The 23,457-nt window shown below is 51.6% G+C and carries 21 protein-coding genes; 5 read left to right on the plus strand and 16 right to left on the minus strand.

Features of this window, described 5'->3' with window-relative positions:
* Nucleotides 1-213 precede the first annotated feature (213 nt).
* Nucleotides 214-1,902, plus strand: coding sequence for an AsmA family protein (locus tag JTN23_RS23480; RefSeq protein ID WP_247237522.1), 1,689 nt, complete (start codon nt 214-216; stop codon nt 1,900-1,902).
* Here JTN23_RS23480 and JTN23_RS23485 read toward each other — a convergent pair.
* The 4 genes from JTN23_RS23485 to JTN23_RS23500 all read right to left on the minus strand — a co-directional run bounded on the left by JTN23_RS23485 (nt 1,899) and on the right by JTN23_RS23500 (nt 6,352).
* The gene (locus JTN23_RS23485; protein WP_247237523.1) at nt 1,899-3,449 is read right to left on the minus strand and encodes a vanadium-dependent haloperoxidase; all 1,551 of its coding nucleotides are present in this window, start codon (nt 3,447-3,449) and stop codon (nt 1,899-1,901) included. The genes JTN23_RS23480 and JTN23_RS23485 overlap by 4 nt on opposite strands.
* A 21-nt stretch (nt 3,450-3,470) precedes the next feature.
* Nucleotides 3,471-4,364 (minus strand): hypothetical protein, encoded by an 894-nt coding sequence (locus tag JTN23_RS23490; protein WP_247237524.1) that lies wholly within the window; start codon nt 4,362-4,364, stop codon nt 3,471-3,473.
* 39 nt (nt 4,365-4,403) lie between these two features.
* Complete coding sequence (locus JTN23_RS23495; RefSeq protein WP_247237525.1) at nt 4,404-5,516, minus strand: hypothetical protein; 1,113 nt, start codon at nt 5,514-5,516, stop codon at nt 4,404-4,406.
* Nucleotides 5,517-5,797: 281 nt separating this feature from the next.
* The gene (locus tag JTN23_RS23500) at nt 5,798-6,352 is read right to left on the minus strand and encodes a hypothetical protein (protein WP_247237526.1); all 555 of its coding nucleotides are present in this window, start codon (nt 6,350-6,352) and stop codon (nt 5,798-5,800) included.
* 201 nt (nt 6,353-6,553) lie between these two features.
* Here JTN23_RS23500 and JTN23_RS23505 point away from each other — a divergent pair, with 201 nt between their 5' ends.
* Nucleotides 6,554-7,666, plus strand: coding sequence for a patatin-like phospholipase family protein (locus tag JTN23_RS23505; RefSeq protein WP_247237527.1), 1,113 nt, complete (start codon nt 6,554-6,556; stop codon nt 7,664-7,666).
* Between the two features lie 87 nt (nt 7,667-7,753).
* Here the strand turns inward: JTN23_RS23505 and dnaN are convergent, their stop codons facing one another.
* From dnaN to lipB, 7 genes are all read right to left on the minus strand, one after another.
* Nucleotides 7,754-8,878, minus strand: coding sequence for a DNA polymerase III subunit beta (dnaN, locus tag JTN23_RS23510; RefSeq protein ID WP_247237528.1), 1,125 nt, complete (start codon nt 8,876-8,878; stop codon nt 7,754-7,756).
* 157 nt (nt 8,879-9,035) lie between these two features.
* On the minus strand, nt 9,036-10,691 hold the full coding sequence (gldG, locus tag JTN23_RS23515; RefSeq protein ID WP_247237529.1) for a gliding motility-associated ABC transporter substrate-binding protein GldG: 1,656 nt from the start codon (nt 10,689-10,691) through the stop codon (nt 9,036-9,038).
* An 87-nt stretch (nt 10,692-10,778) separates the two neighbouring features.
* Nucleotides 10,779-11,789 carry a phytanoyl-CoA dioxygenase family protein gene (locus tag JTN23_RS23520; protein WP_247237530.1) on the minus strand — a complete coding sequence of 337 codons (1,011 nt, stop codon included), beginning with the start codon at nt 11,787-11,789 and terminating at the stop codon, nt 10,779-10,781.
* A 110-nt stretch (nt 11,790-11,899) separates the two neighbouring features.
* Nucleotides 11,900-14,272 (minus strand): ribonuclease R, encoded by a 2,373-nt coding sequence (rnr, locus tag JTN23_RS23525; RefSeq protein WP_247237531.1) that lies wholly within the window; start codon nt 14,270-14,272, stop codon nt 11,900-11,902.
* Nucleotides 14,273-14,388: 116 nt separating this feature from the next.
* Complete coding sequence (locus tag JTN23_RS23530; RefSeq protein ID WP_247237532.1) at nt 14,389-15,144, minus strand: 3'-5' exonuclease; 756 nt, start codon at nt 15,142-15,144, stop codon at nt 14,389-14,391.
* A 90-nt stretch (nt 15,145-15,234) separates the two neighbouring features.
* Nucleotides 15,235-15,648 carry a hypothetical protein gene (locus tag JTN23_RS23535; protein ID WP_247237533.1) on the minus strand — a complete coding sequence of 138 codons (414 nt, stop codon included), beginning with the start codon at nt 15,646-15,648 and terminating at the stop codon, nt 15,235-15,237.
* Nucleotides 15,645-16,388 carry a lipoyl(octanoyl) transferase LipB gene (gene lipB / locus JTN23_RS23540; protein WP_247237534.1) on the minus strand — a complete coding sequence of 248 codons (744 nt, stop codon included), beginning with the start codon at nt 16,386-16,388 and terminating at the stop codon, nt 15,645-15,647. The genes JTN23_RS23535 and lipB overlap by 4 nt, the downstream gene beginning before the upstream one ends.
* Before the next feature lie 105 nt (nt 16,389-16,493).
* On the opposite strand from lipB, the gene JTN23_RS23545 reads away from it, so the two are divergent.
* Nucleotides 16,494-16,850 (plus strand): YraN family protein, encoded by a 357-nt coding sequence (locus JTN23_RS23545; RefSeq protein WP_247237535.1) that lies wholly within the window; start codon nt 16,494-16,496, stop codon nt 16,848-16,850.
* Between the two features lie 76 nt (nt 16,851-16,926).
* Here JTN23_RS23545 and JTN23_RS23550 read toward each other — a convergent pair whose 3' ends face one another.
* Both JTN23_RS23550 and JTN23_RS23555 read right to left on the minus strand, forming a co-directional pair.
* Nucleotides 16,927-17,412, minus strand: coding sequence for a GAF domain-containing protein (locus tag JTN23_RS23550; protein ID WP_247237536.1), 486 nt, complete (start codon nt 17,410-17,412; stop codon nt 16,927-16,929).
* Between the two features lie 58 nt (nt 17,413-17,470).
* The gene (locus JTN23_RS23555) at nt 17,471-18,433 is read right to left on the minus strand and encodes an isoaspartyl peptidase/L-asparaginase family protein (protein WP_247237537.1); all 963 of its coding nucleotides are present in this window, start codon (nt 18,431-18,433) and stop codon (nt 17,471-17,473) included.
* A 125-nt stretch (nt 18,434-18,558) separates the two neighbouring features.
* Between JTN23_RS23555 and purU the strand changes: the two genes are divergently transcribed.
* Nucleotides 18,559-19,392 carry a formyltetrahydrofolate deformylase gene (gene purU, locus JTN23_RS23560; RefSeq protein ID WP_262918643.1) on the plus strand — a complete coding sequence of 278 codons (834 nt, stop codon included), beginning with the start codon at nt 18,559-18,561 and terminating at the stop codon, nt 19,390-19,392.
* 86 nt (nt 19,393-19,478) lie between these two features.
* Here purU and JTN23_RS23565 read toward each other — a convergent pair whose 3' ends face one another.
* The 3 genes from JTN23_RS23565 to JTN23_RS23575 all read right to left on the minus strand — a co-directional run bounded on the left by JTN23_RS23565 (nt 19,479) and on the right by JTN23_RS23575 (nt 22,039).
* Nucleotides 19,479-20,783: a hypothetical protein gene (locus JTN23_RS23565; RefSeq protein ID WP_247237538.1), complete on the minus strand. Its 1,305-nt coding sequence runs from the start codon at nt 20,781-20,783 to the stop codon at nt 19,479-19,481.
* Entirely contained in the window at nt 20,755-21,348 is a 594-nt protein-coding gene (locus JTN23_RS23570; protein WP_247237539.1) for a FlxA-like family protein, read from the minus strand. Before JTN23_RS23570 ends, JTN23_RS23565 begins: the two co-directional genes overlap by 29 nt.
* A 133-nt stretch (nt 21,349-21,481) precedes the next feature.
* Nucleotides 21,482-22,039, minus strand: coding sequence for an RNA polymerase sigma factor (locus JTN23_RS23575; protein WP_247237540.1), 558 nt, complete (start codon nt 22,037-22,039; stop codon nt 21,482-21,484).
* 189 nt (nt 22,040-22,228) lie between these two features.
* Here JTN23_RS23575 and JTN23_RS23580 point away from each other — a divergent pair, with 189 nt between their 5' ends.
* On the plus strand, nt 22,229-23,455 hold the full coding sequence (locus tag JTN23_RS23580; protein WP_247237541.1) for a 4-hydroxy-3-methylbut-2-enyl diphosphate reductase: 1,227 nt from the start codon (nt 22,229-22,231) through the stop codon (nt 23,453-23,455).
* The last annotated feature ends 2 nt before the right edge of the window (nt 23,456-23,457 follow it).

Here is a 23,457-nt window from a genome sequence, read left to right on the forward strand (position 1 = left end):
TCGTATCCGGTAGTAGTATTCTGTTATTTATTTTTCGTATACACCTGCTGGCACAAATGCTACGTGCATTCGGAGTGCATTGGCAAAGGAGGAGCTGGTCTGCTTCTCTGACGTATAGGTAGAAGGGAGCCGTTGTGAACAAATTGTACTAATGGCATAAAATTTTTAGTAGTATTTGCCCATGCTTATAACTTATCTACTGTACTGAACCTCATGAGTGACCTCAAACGGCTTGTTTCAAAACGATGGATTATATGGACAGTTGGGATTGTGGGGGGGATTGTACTGCTGGTTTTACTGGCTTCGTGGGTGCTGCCTGGTTTTTTTAAGAATCAACTGGATTCTTCATTAAAAGAGTCTGTACGGGAAGCCTCCGACGGGCTCTATTCTATTGACTACAATGATCTTTCAATCAACATACTGCTGGGCAATGCCGAGGTAAGCGATGTAGTACTCCGCTCAGACTCGACTATTTACCAAAAACTGGTGGAACAGAAGAAGGCCCCGGACCAGGTAGCCAGTCTGCGAACAGAAAGCCTGCGTCTGGAGGGGGTATCTATCCTGAGACTCCTGCTCTTTAAGTCACTCTCGATAAATGAGATATTGATAGAGAGCCCGTACGTGACCCTGGCCGTTGACAAGAAGCCGTATAATACTGATCGTCCCAAGAAGTCGCCGTACCAGATTATCAGTAAGGTACTCAAGTCCATCCAGATCGACCGGATCAGCCTCACCAGTGTGGATTTTACCTACATCAACAATAATGGCGAAAAGTCGAAGGAAAATCACCTGCAGGAGCTGTATGTGGATGTTTCTGATTTTTTGCTCAATGAAGAAACCGCCCAGGATACAAGCCTTATCATGTTCTCGCAGCAAATAAAGATACGCCTGAAAGGACTAACTCTTGATCCGGGCAATGATCAGTATACATTTAATATGCAGGAGCTTGAGCTCTCGTCCAGAGACAGTACGATCAAGGTACAGAATGTTCATTATAAGCCCCGGTACGGTAAGGATCAGTTTTCAAAGGTACTGGGCATATCCAAAGACCGGTATGATTTCAGATTTGAGAATATAACAGCCCGACGGGTCGATGTCCGCCGGTTTCTGATGCAGCAGCAGTTGTTTGCAAAAGTACTGGAGGTGGACAAAGGGCTGATGGATGTGTACCGGGACCGCAGGTATCCTGACCCCAAAGAGAGTAAAATGGGTACATATCCCCACCAGCTACTAAAGCAGGCTAAATTTGTAGTACGCTTTGACACCGTACGGATCAGGGGTACGGAAGTATACTATGGTGAACGAAGCGATAAGACCGGCCTTCGCGGCGTAGTGAAGTTTACAGGCACACGAGGTACTATCACTAACCTTACCAACGATACCGCTACCATTGCCGAGCGTCCCTACTGCCGGGTGCGGGCGTATTCCAGCTTTATGGGTCAAAGCCGGATTGATGCCTACTTTAACTTTAACCTGGCCGCAAATAATGGAGCCTTTAATTGTGGAGGTACCATGCGTAACTTCAAAATAGCCCACGTAAACCCTGTGATACGGGCACTGGCAAAGGCTAGTGTAGAATCGGGTGACCTGAATATGCTGCAATTTAAAATACAGGCGAATAGCTACCGGTCACACATTATTACCCAGATGCATTACAACAACCTGAAAGTAGATGTGCTGAAGCAGGATAAAGAGTCCGGAGAGCTGAAGGAAAGATCTTTTCTAACCAACCTGCTCAACGGACTCTTTATCAAGAACAACAACCCTTCGGGTAATAAACCGCCTCGGGTGGGGGAGGCGACGATCGACCGTCAGCCTACGGATTCCTTCTTTAACCTGATCTGGCAGTCAATCCTGGGTTCGTTTAAGGGGATCGTCACGGGTAAAGAAAACGATGATTAATTACCGGCGCCGTCGGCTTTAGCTCTTGTTACCGCGTAGCTACCAATATTTTTTCCACACTTAAGTCCTACTTCACAGTCAAAGCGGTAGTGAATAAGGCCGTACATGCGCGAGTTGGAAGCCTCTACCGCCATATCACTGAATTTTTTGGCCTGCGCCGGGAAGATGTGGCCCAGTACCTCCGCCGCTGCCGCTGAGAAGGTAGAGTGGCCCGACGTATAGGATGGGAAGTTAGGTGTACCCACTGAAGTCTTCAGTCCGAATTGCTGCGGGCGTGGGTAGTACCACCAGAACTTCACGTCCCAGCAGCAGATGCCGGCATCCATCAGAGCGGTACCTACCAGAGCCAGCGTACGGGCCATGCGTACTTCGCTGTACCGGGCGTCGTGTGCGGCGTTAGCCGCTGTGCGGTGCCAGTGGCCGGGAGGAGTGTAGCTGCCCACTCCATCGGACCAGTAGTTGGCTATACGAGCCTGCTCACGCGTCTGGTTTTTCTGGATAGATTTCAGTTCGTCAAGGGCCTTTTTGAATTCTTCACTACCCAGAGCCGGTGGAGCCTCGGGGCGCAGTTTGGCTACGGTAGCTTTATCAAAGTTCCAGGGAGTAACCAGACCGTAAGCCGGTAGCATAGGGGGGCGGCCCGGTGTCTCCTGGGTTACCCAGGGCTCGGTTACACCTAGTTTTTTAGCGTTTTCGATCATACCAGCCGTCAGAGTCTGATTGTTGGAGCTGGACATACCATCGGTTCTGGCCCGGCCCATTACTTTGGCTGCCACCGCGGTGCCTAGCTCAGCTCCGGCGGTCAGGTCGCTTTGTACGTTCATACCAGCCCACAGGCGGCTCTCCTGATGTTCCTTCATCTTTGCCTCCAGATAAGGTACTTCACCGGGAAACATCGCCTTCAGAACAGCAAACGAAGCAGAGGCTACCACGGCATCCTCAGACGGATACGTAGGGATGCCAGATACCGGTAGAGCAGCCTTGATCGAACTCTCTGCCTGAGCCGGTGACATACGGTTATACTTGTACTTGTAGTGCCAGGCCGTTACCAAGGCATCATACTGGGCAACACTCAGGTACGCCAGCGCACGAGCTGTATAGGGTGGGTTGGCAAACGGAAACTTAGGATCAGCCAGTGGATTGGCGGCATCAGGTACCGGGTACTTACCATCCGGACCAGAGGCAGGAGGCAGGTTGTAGCGGGCGGCCAGTTCGCGGGCTATTTCGTTCCAGCGGTACACGGCACCGGCACTCCAGTACTCTACTTTTTGCTTTTGCTCTGGAGTCAGCGAGGCAGACTGCTGCTTAAGACTACTCAGCTCAGCCTTGTACTCGGCTGAGGTGGTGGCACTGGGAGCGGGTACAGTCACCTCGGTGGGTGAAGCAAGTACGTAGGTTTTCCAGGTACCGGCATTGGCATCAAGATTGGTGGGGATATAATACGGAATAACAGGCTCATGGATGGTCTTGTCACAGGATAGGGTAGTGATGGCCAGGAGCCCTGCCAGTAAGGTCCGGTACGGAGGAAGGAATGAATACTTTTTCATTGTGAGGTTCTGATTAGCAGGTTAGTAGTTAAACTGGTACAAAAACGCAACGGAGTAGTTCATGCTCTGGCCTACGTTCAGGCCTTCTACCACATAGCCTACCCGGGCGCTGACGCCGATGTTGCGGGGCTGTACTTTACCGTACCAGCCGATGGTAGTCATTTCCATCTTGTTGGTAGGGAAAGGCATATCATTGCGCCGGATATTATCTCCGTCTACACAGGCAAAGCGCTCTGCGAATACTTCGGTCTGCCACTTTGATTTCAATATACCCAGGCGTGCTCCCAGATCAATGGCGTTGGGTACCCGTACTTCATTGGTACTGTACAGGCGTCCGTCGGCCTGGTAAGAGTAGCGGTCGATGAATATATTGCTACGCCACGAATAGCTCCCGTGGCCGGTCAGGTAGAGGCCGGTGGGGGAATGGGAGTAGTTTGCAATGATACGGCCGGTAGCGGTGCGGGCCTGCAGACCGATGGACATCGGCAGGAAGTCAGGTACGTAATTGGTAAGCGGGATAGATCCTCCCACTACTCCGTGCAGCGACAGGCCTTTCTTGTCGAAAGCCTTGTACTTAACCCATAGTGAAGCATCCTGGAATCCCTTCTGTCCCATCAGGTTGCCCGCGCTGGTCTGGGTCCAGACGTAGGGAACGCTTGCGATTACGTTGAGGCGGTCGGTAATGCCTACGGCAGCCATAGCCATGGCCATCTGTGTAGTGTGGGTACCAATGTTCAGGTTCTCGCGCTTGAGGGTGTTCTCCCAGTACTCCGTCCAGCTGCTATGGCCATAGTTCAGAGCCAGACAGGTGGTTTTACGAGGCATGTAGATCACGTCGTGGGGCATCTGGGCCTGAGCACCTGCCGCCATAAGCAGCAGGGTCAGGATAAATATAGAGGTAGTCGTTACTTTCATTTTTAATAGGTAATAAAATAGATGGATAGTAGAGGTGGATTAGAACCAGCGGGACATGCTTATTGAGACAAGGTAGTCGGCAAAGGCGGCGTCACCGTGGCGTTGTCCGGTTGGGTCCTGGCGGTCGGCGTAGCTCTTAATACGGTTGCGGTACAGAGCAACGGGAACGGTCGCGGCTATCGAGAATTTCTGGGTCATGTAGGCTACGCCCGGCTCAACCGATACAATGTAGCCCGGACGACGGTAGCCGGCGCTTCCACCAATGGCGTCGTGAGCAGGGATACCTTCAACCCGTCCACCCAGCATCAACGACAGGCCCGGTACTACCGGAAGAGACTGGCTAATGCCCAAGCGGGCAGCAAACTGATCGGCTACCGAGAAAGTACCATCAATAGGGCTTACGGTAGTACCAGGATTCCGCACTACACCATTCGTTTCACGTGGGTTGAAGAGGTAGAATCCATTCACATAGAAGGTAGTATGATCGCCTAGTTGAGCGTATCCCTGGCCTTCCAGACTAAAGCCTACACCTCCGTCACCCAATTGAATAGATTGATCTACGGGTTTGCGAATGGTATAATCCTGCTTTTCCTGATTGAGGCGGTGGAAATCGCCTTCCACCCGTGGGTTGCCGGTTGGCAGCTTCACACCCAGTCCCAGGGCAAAGTTGACCTTAGGTAGTTTCATGGGATTAATGAGCCAGTAGTTGCCCGAAATGCGCAAATCACCAACACCCTGCGAATAGGTATGGAAACGCTTCTGCTCAGGATTGGCGGTAGTACTATTGCCATAGTGCTCATACAGCGAAGAGCGGTCGTTGTAGATTACCGGCAGATTCACCGAAAACGACAATCGCATATTGGGCTGGTACGTAATACCTAGGTCCAGCGAGTGGGAGAGGTTAACTACCTCAGTATTATTCTCGATCCGCTCTTTCTCCTCATGGTCGCCACGGAAGTGACGAAACGACCTGAAGTAGCGATAGCCTGTATTGATCTGCCACTGACCGTGTCTTTGCTTAAACAGATCGGCCGAAGTGACCCCCATGGTCGAGGATGATGTATTCATGTGACGTACCGCCACGCAACCCTGTCCCCAGGCTGTTTGAATGCCAAACAGCACCAGGAGTGTAATATATAGAGTATTTTTCATTGCTTGATTTCGAATTGATAAGATATGACATAGCCGGTAGAGCCTGTGCAGGAAGCATATTGCGCTGTAGGGCAGGAGTAGAGCACGCGCAACTGGCATCGGTATCAGGTACCGATGTAGTAGTATAGCTCCGGCAGAAGATAAGCGCAGCAGCTCAGCGATGAGCCCGTACGGACATACCTCCTGGTCCTTAGTACCACAGATAACAGCTTCCCTTAGGCAATACCAAAGGGTGTGTCAGCAGAGCCAATCCAGACGGAACGGCTTGCCGCAAGAAGAAATCAGGCAATGGCCTCGGGAGGCGGAGAATGGAGTTCCAGAGCAGCTGGAGTGAGAGAAAAAGTACGGGAAGCATAGGAAGCGGGCGCTTCTATCCAGTCGTACAGGTTGAAATACACCTTGCGGTGGGATGAGTAGTAGTCCTTGATCAGATAGCTGACTAGCTGAGAAGCCTTCTCAGAAGTACCGGGCAGGCCGGTTACCGTGATCTTCACCCATTCGGTGAGTGTCTGGAAAAGCTGCTTTTCGGTATGGTCTTTTACGCAAAGTACCACAAGGGTATCGCCCACAACCTCCTGCTTGTACAGCTTATAAAACTCGTTGTGGTACTCGATTTGCCCGTTGATGCGCTCAGGAGCCTGGCGCGTCTCGGTCCAGTAGGGGAGCTGGATCGGGATCTTGATGGTGAAAAGCTCTTCTTCACCCAGAATGTTCTGGTCAAGTTTATGCTGCATCTCAAGTTGCGCTTTCAACTGCATACACATATACACCGGGTAGTAGCCCAGCGTATTGAGTAGCAGCAGAAAAATGCTTCCGATACAGATTAAACGTTTCACCAAACAGTCAATTTTTTATACAAATATTTCTAATTCTGACGAAAGAAAAAAGTACTTTCAAAAGTAAATCTTTCAGACCTAGAAACTTAACCGCCACGAGCTGAGGACAGCAGTGGCTGCTCCGTCAGGCAGGTACCCCTGGCAGTGGCTAAAGAATAACAAACTGGCTGATTTACTGGTAGTACAGAAAATATTTTAGCAATGGCAGCACAGAAGAACATACTGGTACTAAGCGGGGGAGGATTCAAGGGAGCGTTTCAGTGGGGGGCGCTTGAGTATCTCATCGAGCAGCAGCAGATCCGCTTTGACCGTATAGCCGGAGTATCAGTAGGGGCTCTGAACGGAGCGTTGGTAGCCATGGATAAGTTTGCGGAGTTAAAGGCGCTCTGGCAGCAGGTCCAGCGGGAAGGGTACAGCAGTATCTATACATCGGAGCTGGTGGTTATGGAACGCGAAACGGTACGTCCTGACTTTGAGGCTATCATCAGAAAGCTGCTTCCCCGCTCTCTGTTCCGCTACGGCTTTCAGTATGTGTTTAACCGGCCGGCTCTGATCCGGGAAGTGGTGGCCAACTTCAACCAGATCCGCTCGCTGGCCGATAACCGCCCGTTGTATACTACGCTCCAGCGGGTAGTACGGCGGAGTGATTTCAAGGTACCCTTCCAGTGCGGGGTGGTGTCATTAGTGGATGCCAACTACTATACCTGCCGGCCCGAGGATTTTGCGTCGGACGAAGAGTTCTGCCGCGCTATTCTGGCTTCTACGGCTATGCCTATAGTATGGGAGCCGGTGAAGGAGCTGAGGTGGAAGGGCAGCTCCGCGCAAAACGCAACCGTGATCCGTGAGGTAGTCGATGGAGGTATCCGGACGGTATCTCCCCTGGGTGACGTAGTACATGCTATTAAGGATGAAACCGATGACGTAGACGACTATGTGATTTATATCCTGAACTGTAACAGCTGGGACCTACCCGCCGACTCATCTCGTGACTACCACCTCACGAATATTGCCCTCCGGGCTCTGGACGACATTGCCATCAACGAGATATTCAACGATGATCTGAAAAGGTACCTGGAAATCAACGAACTGGTCACGCAGGTACGCAATGCACAGCGCGATCAGCGCCTGCCGCCCGATTTCAGACTGACACTGGGAGGGAAGGTACTTAAGTGCTTCCGGACGGTACTGGTACAGCCCGAGCCGGGTGAGGCAGGCCATACGCTCGACAGCAGCGCCGCAACCATTGAACGCCGTCGGGCTGCCGGTTTCAGGAGGGCGGAGGAAGCCTTCAAGATGACTATGCCAATGGCCTGAGTACCTGAAGTAGCCCTAAACACGAAGCGGTCTGCCCCTATCAGGGGCAGACCGCTTTGCTATAGTACTTGGTACAACCTGTGGCTATTATGCGTAGGTATTAAGCATCACCGGCATCACCAGCATCAGGATATCTTCATAATCTTCCTGCTCTACCGGAATGATCAGTCCCGCCCGGTTAGGCGCCGACAGTTCGAAAGTCACGTTCTTGCAGGTAAGGTTGCTCAGGATCTCGATCAGGAACTTAGCGTTAAAGCCAATCTCCATATCATCACCGTTGTACTCGCACATCAGCCTTTCGTTTGCCTCGTTGGAGTAGTCCAGGTCCTCGGCGGAAATGGACAGATCGTTGAGGCTCATCTTCAGGCGTACCTGGTGCGTGGTACGGTTGGAGTAGATCGAGATACGCTTCAGCGAGTTGAGCATTTCGGCCCGGTTGATCGTGAGCGTATTGGGATTATTGGTAGGAATGGCGTTTTCGTAATCAGGGAAACGCTCATCGATCAGGCGACAGATCATCCGGATATTGCCAAAGCTAAAGAAGGCATTGGATGACGTAAACTCCGCTTTAACAGCCAGATCCTCCGAAGGCAGACATGACTTCAGCAGGTTCAGCGCTTTGCGCTGGATAATCATGGATGTATCAGAGCTGGACTTGATGTCGCTGCGACGGTAGCGTACCAGGCGGTGGCCATCTGTAGCTACGAAGGTAGCGTTCTCGGTACCTATCTGCACAAACACCCCCGTCATGGCCGGGCGCAGATCATCAGTACTGGTAGCAAAAATGGTATTGGAAATGGCCGTAGCCAGCGAAGCCGACGACAACTCTACCGACTGACCGCGGTTGACCGATGGTGTCTTGGGGAAATCAATGGGGTTTTCGCCCGAAAGCTTATAGCGACCATTGTCCGAAACAATCTCAGTGCCGAAGGTTTCTTCGTCAACATTGAATGTAATGGGTTGCTCGGGAAGGCCCCTTAGTGTGTCCAGAAGAAGCTTGGCCGGTACCGCAATGGCGCCTTTGTCACCCGCTTCCACCTCAATTTCGGTAATCATGACCGTCTGCAGGTCTGAAGCCGTGACAGTAAGAGTGTTACCCTCCAGTTTAAATAAAAAGTTCTCCAGTATGGGCACGATCGGGTTCGTAGAAACGACACCGTTGATGGCCGATAGTTGTTTGAGGAGCACCGATGACGATACGACAAACTTCATAATACGCAGTGGCTATTTTTTCAGTTGACAGTTGACAAGTACAGTTCCTTTGGGGAGGAATGGGGCTTCTTATAGCTAAGATACTCACATTTCACACGTAAAGCCCAAATTTTCTCTGTAAAAAACAAAAGTAAAAAAAATAACGCACCTACGGCGTTCAGCGGCCAAATTTTCGGCGGCGCCAATAGTACCGGATCGCCCCGAAAATACCCACCAAGCCCACCGGCAGCATCAGGTTAAGCAGTTGCCAGCCAGTACGTTGCTCCTGTACCCGTACTTTGTCCAGCGGCCTGATGCTGATCTGTTTGGTACGGGCGGTAATAAGGCCCTGCGCGTCGGTCATGTAGTCGATGGCGTGCAGGATAAAATCCTTGTTGCCGTAGATGTTTTGTGACACCCGGTCGTAGCCAAGAGGCAGGGGAGCGTTGCGGCGGTAGTCGAAGTCATTGATTACTACATCCCCGTCGGAGCAGACTAATACCCGACCCGCTTCACCCTGCGCCTTGAAGGTAGCTGATCGTGGGTCAGAGGGCAGGATCCGGTTCTGGAACAAGGAAGAAAACTGGCCTTCCAGTAGTATAGCCGCTAGTTTTACTCCGGAATTGTATTCATTAGGCGCTGGTTGCTGACGAGCTTCGTTATAAGCCACCAGGGCCGGAGCGTTCAGCATCTTGGTATAAGGGGACGTCATAAGCAACGGACTCTTCCTGAGTCCAGCTGCACCTCCGACAGTATCAATGGAGCTCAGGAACCGGGTAAGAACAATGTCGGTATTGCGTGTAATAGGGTGGTTGCCGAAGTTGTTGAGCAGCGGGAAAAAGCGCCAGGGCAGGGGCTGTATCTGCGGAGCATCGCCCATGTTACCTACGTTGAGCGGGATCAGGGCTGCATTCAGGTCTTTGATCAGATTGGTATTGACCCGTACGCCCCACCGGAAGAAAAGGTCACTCAGGTTGAGGTCCAGTGGCTGGGCAAAGGTACCTTCCATACTGACGCTATCTACCCGGGCCCCATCCACGAAGAACAAGGCATTACCGCCATTGACCACGTACTGATCCAGCTTGTACTTCTCGTCGTCGGTAAAGGGCTGGTCGGGCTTAAGTACCAGCAGGGCGTCCAGTCCCTCATAGGAGTTAGGATTATTCACATCCAGAAATACATCGTAGCTCTGCTGCAGCGTAGCGATCAGGTCGGATAGGCGTGCCGGAGAGATAGTAGTATGACTTACCAGCAGGCCTACCCGCTTTCGCTCCTGCGGTGCCAGCAGGCGAATGGCCGAAGCCAGTTCAAACTCTACTCCCTCGAATGATTGGTTGAGTTGTTCTTCGGAGCTGCTGCTGCGGTTGCCTTTCAGGAGTTGCACGGGTACCCCCAAGGTATCCGCCTGTACAATAGCACCCGGGAAGATAAGCTTTTCAGTACGTTTGCCGTCCTCATTGGCGAAGAGGTTGGTAGGGGTAAGGCCACGGTCTACCAACTGCTGGTATTGCCGTCGGCGCTGATCTTCGGAAGTAGCTGCCGAGGGGTCTATGAACTGGAAGGTAAGGCGACCGTTGGCGTAGGCTTCAAATTCTTCCAGCGTTTCGCGGGTAGCGCTTTCCAGTCGTTCAAATCCGGGGGGGAAATCGCCGGATAAGTACACGGCTACGTGTACATCGCGGTCGAGATTCTGCAGAAGCTGCTTGGTGGCTTCTGAAATAGTATAGCGTTTGTCTTCGGTAAGGTCCCAGCGAACATAGAGATAAGAAGCCAGCCAGTTGAGGCCAATAATCGCTGCTAACAGTATGATAAAGCGAAGGAGTGATTTTTTCATGTAGCTATAACGCCCGTTGGTCAGGCAAAAATACAAAAAAGAGAGGCTTAAAAGCCTCTCTTTCTATTTTGGCGTATAGGTACGTGGCTACTTTAGTGAATCCTCGGCCTGAGGAAGGGCCGGATTGTTATAGATGTACATGCCGTTGTACTCCTGCTTCACGGGTACTGCGTGGATGTTGCTCCGGTGGAAAGGCAGGGCTTGCTCGGTGGAGTAGTGACACACAAATGATTTGCGGGTCTGCTCCGGGTTCAGGATGGGACCTCCACCATGAGCCAGCGCCGAGTGCCAGATAAGTACATCACCCTTCTTGATCAGGAGTGTCTCTTTCGGAAGATTATGCTCTTCGCAGGTCCTGTTGAGGTAGTCAGCAAATTCCAGCGGAGTGCGGGGTGAGTTAGGCTTCCACAGGATACCGGTACCGAAGTTGAACTTAGGGATGCGGTGGGAGCCGATGTAGTAAAACAGAGGTCCGGAGTCAATCTTGATGTCTTCCAGCGCGATCCAGGCGGCCGCGAGGTGGCTGGGGATCTTAGCGGTTACCCAGGGGAAGTCCTGGTGGGTAGGCTGCTGGCTTCCGTACAGGAATACCAGGCTCTGCATCACTACCACCTGCTGGTTAAATATAGCTTCCAGGAAAGCAACAATGGAAGGATGAGCCATAAGCTTCTTGCCAGCCACCGACGAGTTATGGAAGTCATTAAACTTCACAAACTTGCCGCGCAACGCCTCCTTAGGGAATTCGCTGATGTTACGCTCCTGATTAGGCTTAAACTCATCCCGGTCAATCCGGACATTAAGGAAGTGGCGTTCGGGATGGTCCAGGATCTCTTCAACATCCTGCCAGAACCGGTCGACCATCTCGTGCGGTATGATTTGCTCCAGTACTACATACCCTTTGTCGTGCCAGTGGCTGAGCTTATCGGCCATGTCGTAAGGTACTTTGAAGCGGGGCGGGTTCTTAGCCAGGAAGTCGGCAATGGGAGGATTGGGGCGGTCGATCCAGGGAAGCGTAGAGGGATCAAATTCGGTCAAAGGAAAGAATTTGTCCTTGGCAACGTCAACCTTATGCTTGATGCGTTGGATAATAGTACTCATAGCAATGATGTGTTAGTGGCTGTAGCGGTGTATTCTTTACAAAATACGCCACTACAGCCACTTTACTACATATGCTATATTAATTTTATCTAACGGTCAATACCGGCTGATTATCTGCTCTTTCGGGTACGTTTGCCGTGGGAACCACCTCTGTCAACTTTTGAAGAGGAGGAGGTGCCTCTAGACGTGGAGGAGCCTCTTCCGCCTCTGCCTCCTGAGCGGGAGCCAGACTTGGCGGCCTCAACGCGGCGGCTGCGCCTGGTGGCGTTAGGGTCACCCTCCAGCAGCAGGTCCATACTGCGACGAGCCAGGTTCACCTCCTTCACCCGTACTTTTACCGCATCACCAAAGGTGTAGATCTTCTTGGTCTTCTGCCCGATCAGGCGGTAGTTGTCTTTATCCAGTTCGTAGTAGTCATCATCCAGATCAGTCATGCGTACAAGACCTTCGGAGGCGGTTTCAGTAATCTCAACGAACATACCGAAGTCTGTAACGCCGGTAATAATACCGTCAAAGACGCGACCCTCTTCCATACTACCCATGTACTCGATCTGCTTGTACTTGATTGAGGCACGCTCAGCCTCGGCGGCCAGGCGTTCCCGCTCCGACGAATGCTTACTGGCCGACTCATAAAATTCTTTATCAACCGATGTGCCGCCATCAAGGTAGTGCTGCAGCAGACGGTGGGCCATTACGTCGGGGTAGCGGCGTATAGGCGAGGTAAAGTGGGAGTACCGGCGGAAGGCCAGACCAAAGTGTCCCAGGTCTTCGGTGCTGTACCGGGCTTTGGCCATGGTACGTACCGCTAGCTGCTCGATCAGGTTCTGCTCTGGTTTCCCCTCCACCTCTTCCAGCATGTTGTTCATGGAGCTGGCAATCTTTTTCTCGTCTTCTACCTCTATCGAGTATCCCAGCTTAGCTACGAAAGTAGAGAAGGTCTTAAGCTTTTCGGGGTCCGGTGACTCGTGTACCCGGTACACCATAGTATTTTTGTCCTTACCCTTCGACATAGAGTATACGTACTCCGCCACCCGCTTGTTGGCCAGCAGCATAAACTCTTCAATGAGCTTATGAGTATCCTTACGCTCCTTCTGATAAATACCCAGTGGCTTACCGTTCTCGTCCAGCTTGAAACGTACTTCTACGGTCTCGAAGTTAATAGCGCCCCTCCGGAAGCGCTCGCGACGGAGCTGCTTGGCTATCTGGTTGAGAAGCGTCAGCTCTTCGGGAAAATCACCGGCGCCGGTATCCAGTACTTCCTGTGCTTCCTCGTAAGAAAAGCGACGGTCGGAGTGGATAATGGTACGTCCAAACCACTCGTTCAGAATCTTCCCCTTGGGGGTTAGTTCAAACACCGCCGAAAACGCCAGACGATCCTCATGAGGACGTAGTGAACACAGGTTGTTCGATAGCTTCTCGGGTAGCATAGGTACCGTCCGGTCTACCAGGTATACCGAAGTAGCCCGTCGGTAAGCTTCGTTTTCCAGCTCCGTATTGGGCTGTATGTAATGCGACACATCGGCAATATGAACGCCTATCTCCACATTACCTTCATCCAGAAAACGGACCGATAGCGCATCGTCAAAATCCTTGGCATCGACCGGGTCAATGGTGAAGGTAGTGATGGGGCGGAAGTCGCGTCGCCTGGCGGCTTCGTCTTCGGGAATGGCGTCGGGGATAGCCTGAGCCTCCTTTTCGACATCTTCCGGGAAGCGGTAAGGCAGACCAAACTCGGCCAGGATGGCGTGCATCTCGGCGTTGTTGTTACCGGCTTGTCCCAGTACTTCTATGATTTGTCCTTCGGCCTGCCGGGTACGGGTAGGCCACTGGATGATCTTTACAATCACTTTGTCGCGCTCCTGAGCCTTGCCGAGCTGGTCCAGTGTCACATGGATAGGTGCGTACAGCTTGCGGTTGTCGGGCTGTACCAGGGCGTACTTAGGCCAAATCTCAACCGTACCTACTACTTCAGGTCGGCCGCGCTCGAGTATATCCGTCACCCGGCCTTCCAGCTTCTGGCCGCGTGCGCGTCCGTCACTGAATACCTGTACCCGTACAGTATCGCCATCCACGGCTCCCCGCAGATCGTCGGTATCAACGTAGATGTCATTCTCCTGGCCTTCCACCACCACAAAGGCAAAATTCTTATTCACGTGGTCCACCCGTCCTACCACGCCCGTCTGCGCAGTAGTGGGAGCTATGGAGTAGGTGCCGTCCGACTGGCGAAGCAGGCGCCCCGACTCGTGCAGCTCGTGGATGATCTCGTTGAAAAGGTGGCGGAGCTTTTTGTCTTCCACCCCGAAGTGATCGTGTATATCGGCCTGGCGGAAGTGTTGTTCATTATTGATCTCAAAGAAAGCGGCAATATCGGCTTTCAGCTCATCAATGAACGATAGTATATTGTTTTGCCGGCCACCGGATCTCTTTTCACGGCCGCCGGACTTCTTTTCTTTAAATTCTCTTTTAGGTCTTTTATCCTTCATTGCTAATACAGATTATGTAGTATATATAGAGCCGCAGAAATCCATGAACAAAGAGGGGGTACTCCTCAGGATTCTGGTCCGAGGGTGTATAGTTTCAGTACAACTTACTATACTCTCTATATGTTTTCCAACCGGACCTGCTGCGGCCGGTCCAGGTTTTGTTCGGGTATGGTAGGCAGATAATTCATCCGCAGATACAACTGAGCCAGTACTACTACGTCTTCGCAGCAGTAGCGGCAGATCTTCGGAATGTCTTTTTCTTCGTAGAAGACGCGGGTCACTTGATTGCCGCTCATTTCGTCCTTGCTACTGGCCACCCCAAATACCGCAGCCAGCAGGTCCAGAGAGGTAGCTCCTTTAAAATCACCAAACTTCCAGAGCTCCATAGTATCCTGGTGCAGGATCTCCCAGGGCTTCTTACCGGATAGCTGCAGGGCACGAGGTAGCTCTATACCGTGGATGAGCATACGACGGCAGATATACGGAAAGTCAAACTCCTTGCCGTTGTGGGCGCACAGGATCAGCTGGTCGGGTGGGTACTTTTCTACCAGTGCCTTGAACTCGCGGAGAAGGGTAGCTTCGTCGTCGTGTGCGAAAGTCCGTACCCGAAAGCAGACTTCGTCCTGTTCGTTCCAGTAGAAGGCTCCAAATCCGATGCAGACGATCCGGCCAAACTCGGCAAAGATACCCGCCTGGTCATAGAAGATCTCGGCGTCGGTCTGGGGATAATCTTCTTTGCGTAGCCGGTGGGCCTTCTTACTCCATAGCTGCTGCATACGATCGCTCAGGTGGTCATAGGCAGGTACGGAGGCTACGGTTTCGATATCAAGGAGTAGTAGATTTTTGGCGCGGCGACGAAATTCAGAGTTCATACAGGAAGAGTGGCAAAAGCATAATCCGCCGGAGCGGCAACTGAGTTTTGGGTAAGAGCCTGAGTGGGCCCTTACCCAAAATGGACAGCACTACTCGTGAAGTACACCTTCCAGCCCCAGCGGAGCTATCTCAATGATGTTATCTTCAACGATGCTGTCCGGCACGAAGATAAACTTTTTATCGTAAATCTGGCTCCCGATAAAGTAGCTCACCCAGTATTCATTGTTCAGGTGAAATACATCCGGCATGATCGGCTCTACAACTACGTGGTCATTGGGTTGTATCTCGGCAAAGAAATGACGCAGGGTAGAGGTACGCTGCTCGGAATCGGTACCCGACTCAGTATTGCTATATCCTTTGGAGGTGACAAATACATTGTTGATTACAACCTCATTGCGGTTCAATAATACGACGTGCCACTCCGGTTGATTCAGTTCATTTATATTTCGTACGATGGCAACCTGTATGCCTTCAACGGGTAAGAATTCAATGTCTTTTTTCATGTATCTATACGTTGTGTTGATGTTTCTACCAGATCCATTTCAAACAGAACGGCCAGGTGGTTCTTTAATGTATGGGCTACTTCTTCCATGACTACCGCATGTCCCAGCTCTGATTCGATGGACGTTACGGCTTTATCCTGAATCCCGCAGGGTACTATATGCCCGAAGTACGACAGGTCGGTATTGACGTTCAGAGCGAAGCCGTGCATGGTAACCCACCGGCTTGATTTTACACCCATCGCACAGATCTTGCGCGGGTTGCGCTGCTCCACGTAGTCGAGCCATACGCCCGTCAGGCCTTCAATCCGTCCGGCATCCAGTCCGTAGTCCGCCAGTGTCAGGATGATACCTTCTTCCAGCATCCGCATGTAGCGGTGAATATCCGTAAAGAAGTTATCGAGGTCCAGGATCGGGTAGCCTACCAGTTGACCGGGACCGTGGTAGGTAATATCACCACCCCGGTTGATCTTATAGTACCGCGCCTGTTTATGGTCCAGCTCCTCGGTATCCAGTAGCAGGTGCTCCGGCTTACCGCTCTTGCCAAGCGTGTACACGTGAGGGTGCTGGCAAAAGAGCAGGTAGTTGGGAGTCAGCACCTGTGCTTCGGGCTCTGCATTGCGATTTTGGATCTTGGTGGCGATGATGTCAGCGAACAGCTGTTCCTGGTAGTCCCAGGCCTGCTGGTAGTCGATCAGTCCCAGATCACGAAACTCAACGTGCTTATTAATGCGGGTATTCATTTAGCTGTATGAAGTAGTTTCCAACAGGTCAGTCGGCTACGAAAGTACTTTCATTAGCAGAAGACCTATGTAAATTAACGTTAAATTAGGCTAAAAATGTTCGGGATGGCACAACATAATGATACCGGCAACTGGGGGGAAAAGAAAGCGGTAGAGTACCTGCAGGGCAAAGGCTACGAAATAGTAGTCAAAAACTACCGTCACCGCCACGCCGAGATAGACCTGATCGCCAGGAAAGGAAAGCTACTGATATTCGTAGAGGTAAAGACCCGCACCGGTACGGGCTACGGCCTGCCGGAGGAGTTTGTGAATTACAGCAAGGCCAAGCTGGTCATGAAGGCGGCCGAAGGATATATCTTCGATACTGACTGGCACTTCGATGTCCGGTTTGATATTATTTCCATCATCCTATTTCCGGATGGAGGCATCAATATCCGACACATTGAAGATGCTTTTTGTTAGCTGCTATGGTAAGCAGTGCCACCTACAGGTGGCACTGCTCAGTCTCTTTTATGAGTAGCGGTGGCACCAAGGGCCACTACAGCTTCCGCTCAAGTAGCCTCATGATGCGCTCCAGGCCTTCGGCATCGGCCTCACTGAAGTCATCGAGCTGGTCGCTATCCACATCCAGTACCATGGCTACGGTACCGTTGCGGTGGAAAACCGGTACTACGATCTCGGAGCGGGATGCGGAGCTACAGGCTATATGGCCGGGGAAAGCCTCTACATCGGGTACAATGATGGTTTCACGGCGGGTGTAGCAGGCTCCGCAGACGCCCTTATGGAAAGGGATGCGGGTACAGGCAATGGGTCCCTGGAAGGGTCCGAGTACCAGCTGTCCTTCTTTAGTGATATAAAAACCTACCCAGAAGAATCCGAATGCTTCTTTCAGCGCGGCGGCTACGTTAGCCAGGTTAGCCGTCAAGTCGCTCTCGTCTTCAATCAGCGCAGCTATCTGTGGGTATAAAGCCTCATAGATAGCGGCACGATCGGTGGTGGTAGGTATGGTAAGTGTTTCTGCCATGGGTAATGGGTACTTTATCTGCTATCAAAATACCAGAACGTAGATTAAATCAGAAAAGTTACTTCATCCAGTAGTCCGACTCGATGACGCGGTTCTGGCCGTTCTGGTAGAGGGCGTAGTTGAAGCCCTTCTGGATGCTGTAGGCACCGTACTCACCCTTCTTGTTCACCGCCAGGTACCCTACCTGAAAGTCCTTGAAGTCTGCCTTGGTTTTACCTTTCACGATACGGCCTATGGCTTCCTCGCAAGCCTGCTGAGGTGTACGTCCCTGGCGCATGAGCTCCACGAGCAGAAACGATCCCAGCGTGCGCATTACAAATTCACCTACCCCCGTAGCACAGGCTCCACCTACTTCATTATCTACGTACAGACCCGCACCGATAATAGGCGAGTCACCCACGCGGCCGTGTAGCTTAAAGGCCATGCCACTGGTCGTACAGGCACCTGACATATCACCCTGGGCATCGAGAGCCAGCATGCCGATGGTATCATGACGCTCCACGTTAACAATGGGCTTGTACTTGGCCGTTTTGAGCCACTCCTTCCAGGCCTTCTCAGACTTGGGCGTAAGCAGGTTGGTTTTCTTGAAGCCATTGGCCAGGGCGAACTGCAGGGCACCTTCACCACTGAGCATCACGTGCGGCGTTTTTTCCATCACCATACGCGCTACGGATATCGGGTGCATGATATGCTCCAGAAAGGTTACTGCTCCGGCGTTGCCTTTTTCGTCCATGATACAGGCGTCGAGGGTGACGTGGCCGTCGCGGTCGGGGAGGCCGCCGTAGCCTACGCTGGTGTCGTTGGGGTCGGCTTCTTGCACTTTTACTCCTGCTTCGACCGCATCCAGCGCACGGCCTTTCTTCTCGAGTATAAGGCGAGCGGCTTCGTTGGCTTTGAGACGATCCCAGGTACAGATAGCCATGGGAAGGCCTCCTCCCTGAGTGGCGGGCTCACTAGTGGGAAGAGCAGGGGAGACAAGGGCGGCTCCGCCAGCCTGTAGAAATTTTCGACGATTCAGCATAGAAAAGGTAGGTGATAAGCTATAACTGCTTTAATTTGAACATCCGTAACTTTGATAGCTACTTCCGGAGCGGTACGCTCAGAGTGTAGACTATTGAATATACGAGCAATTTATTAAAAAATTTTATGAATAACCGCCATATCCTGCTGATGGATGGTCCCGACCACAAAGGACTGATCTATCATGTCACCCGTGTCCTCTTCGAACATAACCTGAATATCATCCGCAACGACGAATACGTAAGCCCCTCGGGGTACTTCTTTATGCGTACTGAGTTTGAGGGAGAAGCGGATCCGGATCAATTGCTGGGAGTACTGCAAAACGAACTACCTCAGGTGATTAATCTGCGCGTAAATCCGAAGAAGAAAAAGGATGTGGTGCTGATGGTAACAAAGGAGCACCACTGCCTGGGCGAGCTGCTGATCCGCTACGCCTTTGATGAGCTGGATGCGAACATACAGGCCGTCATCAGCAACTATAACGTACTTCAGCCTTTTGTAAGCAAGTTTGGAATACCGTTCCACTACATCTCACACGAGCACAAGACCCGTCAGGAGCACGAGGAGGCTATCCTGCGGACGCTGGATATCTACCAGCCCGAGTACGTAGTATTGGCCAAGTACATGCGGGTACTTACCTCCGACTTCGTCAAGCACTATTCCAGCCGGATTATCAATATTCACCACTCGTTCCTGCCCGCGTTTGTGGGGGCAAGCCCATACCGGCAGGCGTATGAGCGGGGGGTAAAGATCATCGGGGCCACGGCACACTTTGTCAACGATGACCTGGATGAGGGGCCGATCATAGCGCAGGATGTAAAGGAAGTGGATCACCGGCTAACAGCTACTGATATGGCTACACTAGGCCGCGATACCGAGAAGCTGGTATTATCGAAGGCTCTGAAGCTGGTTTTTAACGACCGGGTGTTTATCCATAACAACCGGACGATTATCCTGTAGTCGTATCTTATCTGATGCTACTCTAAAATGAAATCCTGCGACTTCCATCGCAGGATTTCATTTTAGAAAAATACTATACTCGAAAGTTAGTCCCTCAGGCTTACGTCTCCAAACTTGGAAATAACCTTGATCCGGGTGCCGGTGCCGGAGCCTACTCGACCTTCATAGGACCGGGTGGGAGTACGGGATGACCGTACTTCCTGAGGATCGGGCTGATTAGTAAGCGACACCTTTACATTGGTCGGATACCTGAATTGCCCGTGCGTGACCGTCACATCAAAATTGTTCTGTTCGGCTGGTAGTACTACCGTCGAGTAGGCCGCCTGGATATCTACATTCTCAGCTGATTGCGGTAGCTGATTGATCCGGAAGTTGTCCGAATAACTCACACGTACTTTGCAGTATTCGGTCAGCGTTCCGATGCTGGCACCTGAGTAGTCAATATCGGCATGCAGCCGGTCTACCTCACGGATATTTAGTTTGCCGAACTTGTTGATCAACGTTAGAGTACTGGCGCGGTCCAGGCGCAGGTCACCAAAGCGCATTTCCAGCTTACCACCTTTCATGGTTTTTATCTCAGCATTGCCAAACGCCACCTGAATCACGTTCTGCACATTGTCGAGGTCAGTAGCAAAAAAGTTACCATGCTTGGAGTCTACGGTAAGTGGTGCATGAAATACCGGAATATGGGTGTCACCAAACTTGTTCTTTACCACGAGCGAATTGTTCTTAGGCATGTTGATGGTGTAGTCAATCTGGATAAAGTTTTTGTTCTCCCTGCTGGTGTTCTTCCAGGCGTTCCAGTTGTTACCACCAAAGTGGTCGCGGTTGATGCTCGTGCGGAGGTTGATCTGACTACCATCGCGTTTCTCATCAATGGTTACAGAGCTCAGGTACTCCTGAGCGCGCTGGTCAGTAGGAGCGTTGGCGGTGATGACTACATCCACCCTGATGTCCTTCTTATCCCATAGGTTGACCTTTACCTGACCAAACTGGTTGTCGATCATGAGCTGGTCTTTGGCCGTTACGTCAAATACTTTCACTATAGTCTTACGCTTTTCGACAAGGCCATCCTCTACATCTGCCAGGACAATTGCTCCGCCAGAAAGCACCACGCAGGGGACTGTTCTGTCCAAAGGCCCTGGTACCCGGGCTCCTGCCGGACGGGGACCATCCAGACCGGGTCCATCCAGACCGGGTCCATCTAGGCTCAACTCTGGAAAGCTAGCCAAGCCGAATCCGTCCAGGTTTAGCTCCAGTAAACTGGCCAGGCTTGACTCGTCCAGACGGGGGCCGTCCGGACCTGGCCCTGCCAGGCGTGGCCCGGCCTGTACGCTGAGTATCTGAATCAGCGTGAGCAGACTAAATAATGGTACTATTATCTTTTTCATGGCTTTTATCGGCCGCTTTAATTCGTTGAAGAATAGTTAGTTGTTGATTGAGCAGGTCGAGCTGCCACTGTAGGTTCTGGATCATCGCCTGGATCAGGGCTTCCTGGTTAGGTGCCTTGGGAAGCTCAGCTTTCAGGTTCTGATAGTTGCGCTCCAGGCGGTCGAGATCCGCCGAGAACTCTTTATAAAGTTCGGGATTGTTGCTGGTCAGCCGGATAAGTTCGTTGCGCTTTTCGTCAATGGCGAGCGAGTACTGGTTGAACTCTTTGGCGTAGGTAGGTACCACCAGAGCTACTTTAGGATCACGCGTGACCCCGTATTCATTATTGAGGTAGTAGACGTAGGACATGCCCACGGCCATAACTATGCCGGCGGCTATGCGCCAGTCGAGGTAGGCTTTGCCCCACCATTTCAGCCGTTTTACTTTGTCTGTTTTGGGAGCTTCTCCAAACTGCTCCTCAATACGTCCCCATAGGTCGTCGCTCGGCTCAAAGGTGTCGAACGCCTCACGATTATCCCGCACAAACCGTTCCAGCCGATCTTTCTTATCAGAAGGCTTTCTCATCGTATTATCAGATTAATTAGTAAAAAATAATCAAATGGCTACCAGGGATTAGGTTATAGCAATTAGCTTAAGCTTATATGTACTTTCTTACTGTCTTAGCTCTTCTCCTGTCGCACCCCTCTTCCATTCCGCTTTATTTCATCAATTCCAGCAATTTTCGTTTGGCCCGCATGTACTGAGTCCGGGAGGTAGTCTCGCTGATACCGAGTACTTCGCCGATCTCTTCATGGTCGTAGCCTTCAAACAGGTACAAACTCAGCACCACGCGGTAGCCTTCGGGGAGGCTTTTCATGGCGCATCGGATGCGCTCCACTTCGTACGACTGGTCATCTTCCAGGTAGTCCATCTCTTCCGAAGGGCTGTTGGCTTCTTCGTCCTCCTGCCATTCTTCGATCTCGACCCATTGTACCTTGCGGCTCCTGAGCTGATTAATCGCCTTGTTCACTACGATCTGCTTCAGCCACGCTCCAAACGTAGACTGTTGCCTGAACTGATGAATGTGTGTGAACGCATCTACAAAAGCCTCCTGCAATGCATCCTCAGCTTCACCTACATGGTTGAGCATCCGCAAGCACACGTTGTACATCGCTTTGGAGTAATGCCTATAAAGCTCGTACTGCGCTTTGCGTTCGCCCAGCTTACAGCGCTCCACCAAATCGACGTGCCGGTCGGTGTAAAGTTTTGTTTCCAAGCAGAAGGAGTAATAGTTGAACGTTCTGAATCAAAGACACTGACCGGTGATAGGGCGTTGCATCCAGAGTAGAATTTTTTTAAGATAGTAGTTGCAACAACATTCTGAATCAGCCATGAACAAAGCTTTCGGGGTGGTTGTTCTTTAAAAAGCTAGCGTAACTTTGCCCTCGTAAAAGAGATTATTTTCATGAAGACCTTCAATATACCTGATTTTTATCGCAGCCGCATCATCACCCCGATCAAAGAGTTCCGTCGACAAAAAGACAAACTCAAGCGGGACTTTACTCCTACGGTGCTGGATTTCGGTCCGGTACGTTTCCTGATCGCGCGTCACTTTGGGTTTTGCTACGGGGTAGAGAATGCCATCGATATAGCTTATAAGGCCATTGCTGAGAACGAAGGCAAGCGCATATATCTCCTGAGTGAGATGATCCATAACCCCGATGTCAACCGCGACCTGCAGGACCGGGGGGTACAGTTTATCATGGATACCAAAGGCAATCAGCTCATCCCCTGGAGCGAGCTGACACCGGACGATATCGTGATAGTGCCGGCCTTTGGTACTACCATAGAAATACAAAACAAGCTGTCCGAGCTGGGGATCAATGCCTACCAGTACGATACCACCTGCCCCTTTGTGGAGAAGGTGTGGAAGCGTGCCGCGCAGATCGGGGAGAAGCAGTATACGGTAGTAGTACACGGTAAGCCCACCCACGAAGAAACCCGCGCTACTTTCTCCCACAGCAAGGAAGGAGCACCCACGGTAGTGGTCAAAGACATGGCTCAAGCCCATCGACTAGCAACCTATATTACGGGAGAGTCTTCTCCTGAGCAGTTTTACGAAGAGTTTAAGGGGCAGTACTCCGAAGGCTTCGACCCGGCGGAGGATCTGCGGCGCATCGGGGTAGTTAATCAGACTACCATGCTGGCGGCGGATACGCAGGGAATAGCTGACTATCTGAAGCAGGTCATGATTCATCACTTCCACCTGGTGCCCGATCAGGTAGATGAGCACTTTGCCAATACCCGCGATACCCTCTGCTACGCTACCAATGACAATCAGGATGCGACCTACGCGCTGCTGACGCATCCGGCTGACCTGGTGATTGTGGCTGGAGGCTATAATAGCTCCAACACCTCGCACCTGGTGGAGCTTTGCGAAGAGAAGCTGCCTACCTACTTTATTGCTTCAGCCGATAAACTACTGGACCGCCACCTGATTCGTCACTACAATCTGACTAATAAAGAGGAAGTAGTAACGGAAAATTATCTGCCGGACCAGCAACCGGTGACTGTTATGCTTACCTGTGGTGCCTCCTGTCCCGATGCGGTGGTGGAGGGTATCCTGCTGCGTTTCCTTTCATTCTACGAAGGTACCCGTCCGGTAGAGGAGGTTATGGAGATATTCCGATAAGT

This window comes from Telluribacter roseus (genome assembly GCF_017355915.2).
Lineage (GTDB): Bacteria > Bacteroidota > Bacteroidia > Cytophagales > Spirosomataceae > Telluribacter.

Coding starts and splice junctions, on each gene's coding strand:
- JTN23_RS23480 (WP_247237522.1), top strand. CDS start 214: ATGAGTGACCTCAAACGGCTTGTTTCAAAACGATGGATTATATGGACA.
- JTN23_RS23485 (WP_247237523.1), bottom strand. CDS start 3,449: ATGAAAAAGTATTCATTCCTTCCTCCGTACCGGACCTTACTGGCAGGG.
- JTN23_RS23490 (WP_247237524.1), bottom strand. CDS start 4,364: ATGAAAGTAACGACTACCTCTATATTTATCCTGACCCTGCTGCTTATG.
- JTN23_RS23495 (WP_247237525.1), bottom strand. CDS start 5,516: ATGAAAAATACTCTATATATTACACTCCTGGTGCTGTTTGGCATTCAA.
- JTN23_RS23505 (WP_247237527.1), top strand. CDS start 6,554: ATGGCAGCACAGAAGAACATACTGGTACTAAGCGGGGGAGGATTCAAG.
- dnaN (WP_247237528.1), bottom strand. CDS start 8,878: ATGAAGTTTGTCGTATCGTCATCGGTGCTCCTCAAACAACTATCGGCC.
- gldG (WP_247237529.1), bottom strand. CDS start 10,691: ATGAAAAAATCACTCCTTCGCTTTATCATACTGTTAGCAGCGATTATT.
- JTN23_RS23520 (WP_247237530.1), bottom strand. CDS start 11,789: ATGAGTACTATTATCCAACGCATCAAGCATAAGGTTGACGTTGCCAAG.
- rnr (WP_247237531.1), bottom strand. CDS start 14,272: ATGAAGGATAAAAGACCTAAAAGAGAATTTAAAGAAAAGAAGTCCGGC.
- JTN23_RS23530 (WP_247237532.1), bottom strand. CDS start 15,144: ATGAACTCTGAATTTCGTCGCCGCGCCAAAAATCTACTACTCCTTGAT.
- JTN23_RS23535 (WP_247237533.1), bottom strand. CDS start 15,648: ATGAAAAAAGACATTGAATTCTTACCCGTTGAAGGCATACAGGTTGCC.
- lipB (WP_247237534.1), bottom strand. CDS start 16,388: ATGAATACCCGCATTAATAAGCACGTTGAGTTTCGTGATCTGGGACTG.
- JTN23_RS23545 (WP_247237535.1), top strand. CDS start 16,494: ATGGCACAACATAATGATACCGGCAACTGGGGGGAAAAGAAAGCGGTA.
- JTN23_RS23550 (WP_247237536.1), bottom strand. CDS start 17,412: ATGGCAGAAACACTTACCATACCTACCACCACCGATCGTGCCGCTATC.
- JTN23_RS23555 (WP_247237537.1), bottom strand. CDS start 18,433: ATGCTGAATCGTCGAAAATTTCTACAGGCTGGCGGAGCCGCCCTTGTC.
- purU (WP_262918643.1), top strand. CDS start 18,559: ATGAATAACCGCCATATCCTGCTGATGGATGGTCCCGACCACAAAGGA.
- JTN23_RS23565 (WP_247237538.1), bottom strand. CDS start 20,783: ATGAAAAAGATAATAGTACCATTATTTAGTCTGCTCACGCTGATTCAG.
- JTN23_RS23570 (WP_247237539.1), bottom strand. CDS start 21,348: ATGAGAAAGCCTTCTGATAAGAAAGATCGGCTGGAACGGTTTGTGCGG.
- JTN23_RS23580 (WP_247237541.1), top strand. CDS start 22,229: ATGAAGACCTTCAATATACCTGATTTTTATCGCAGCCGCATCATCACC.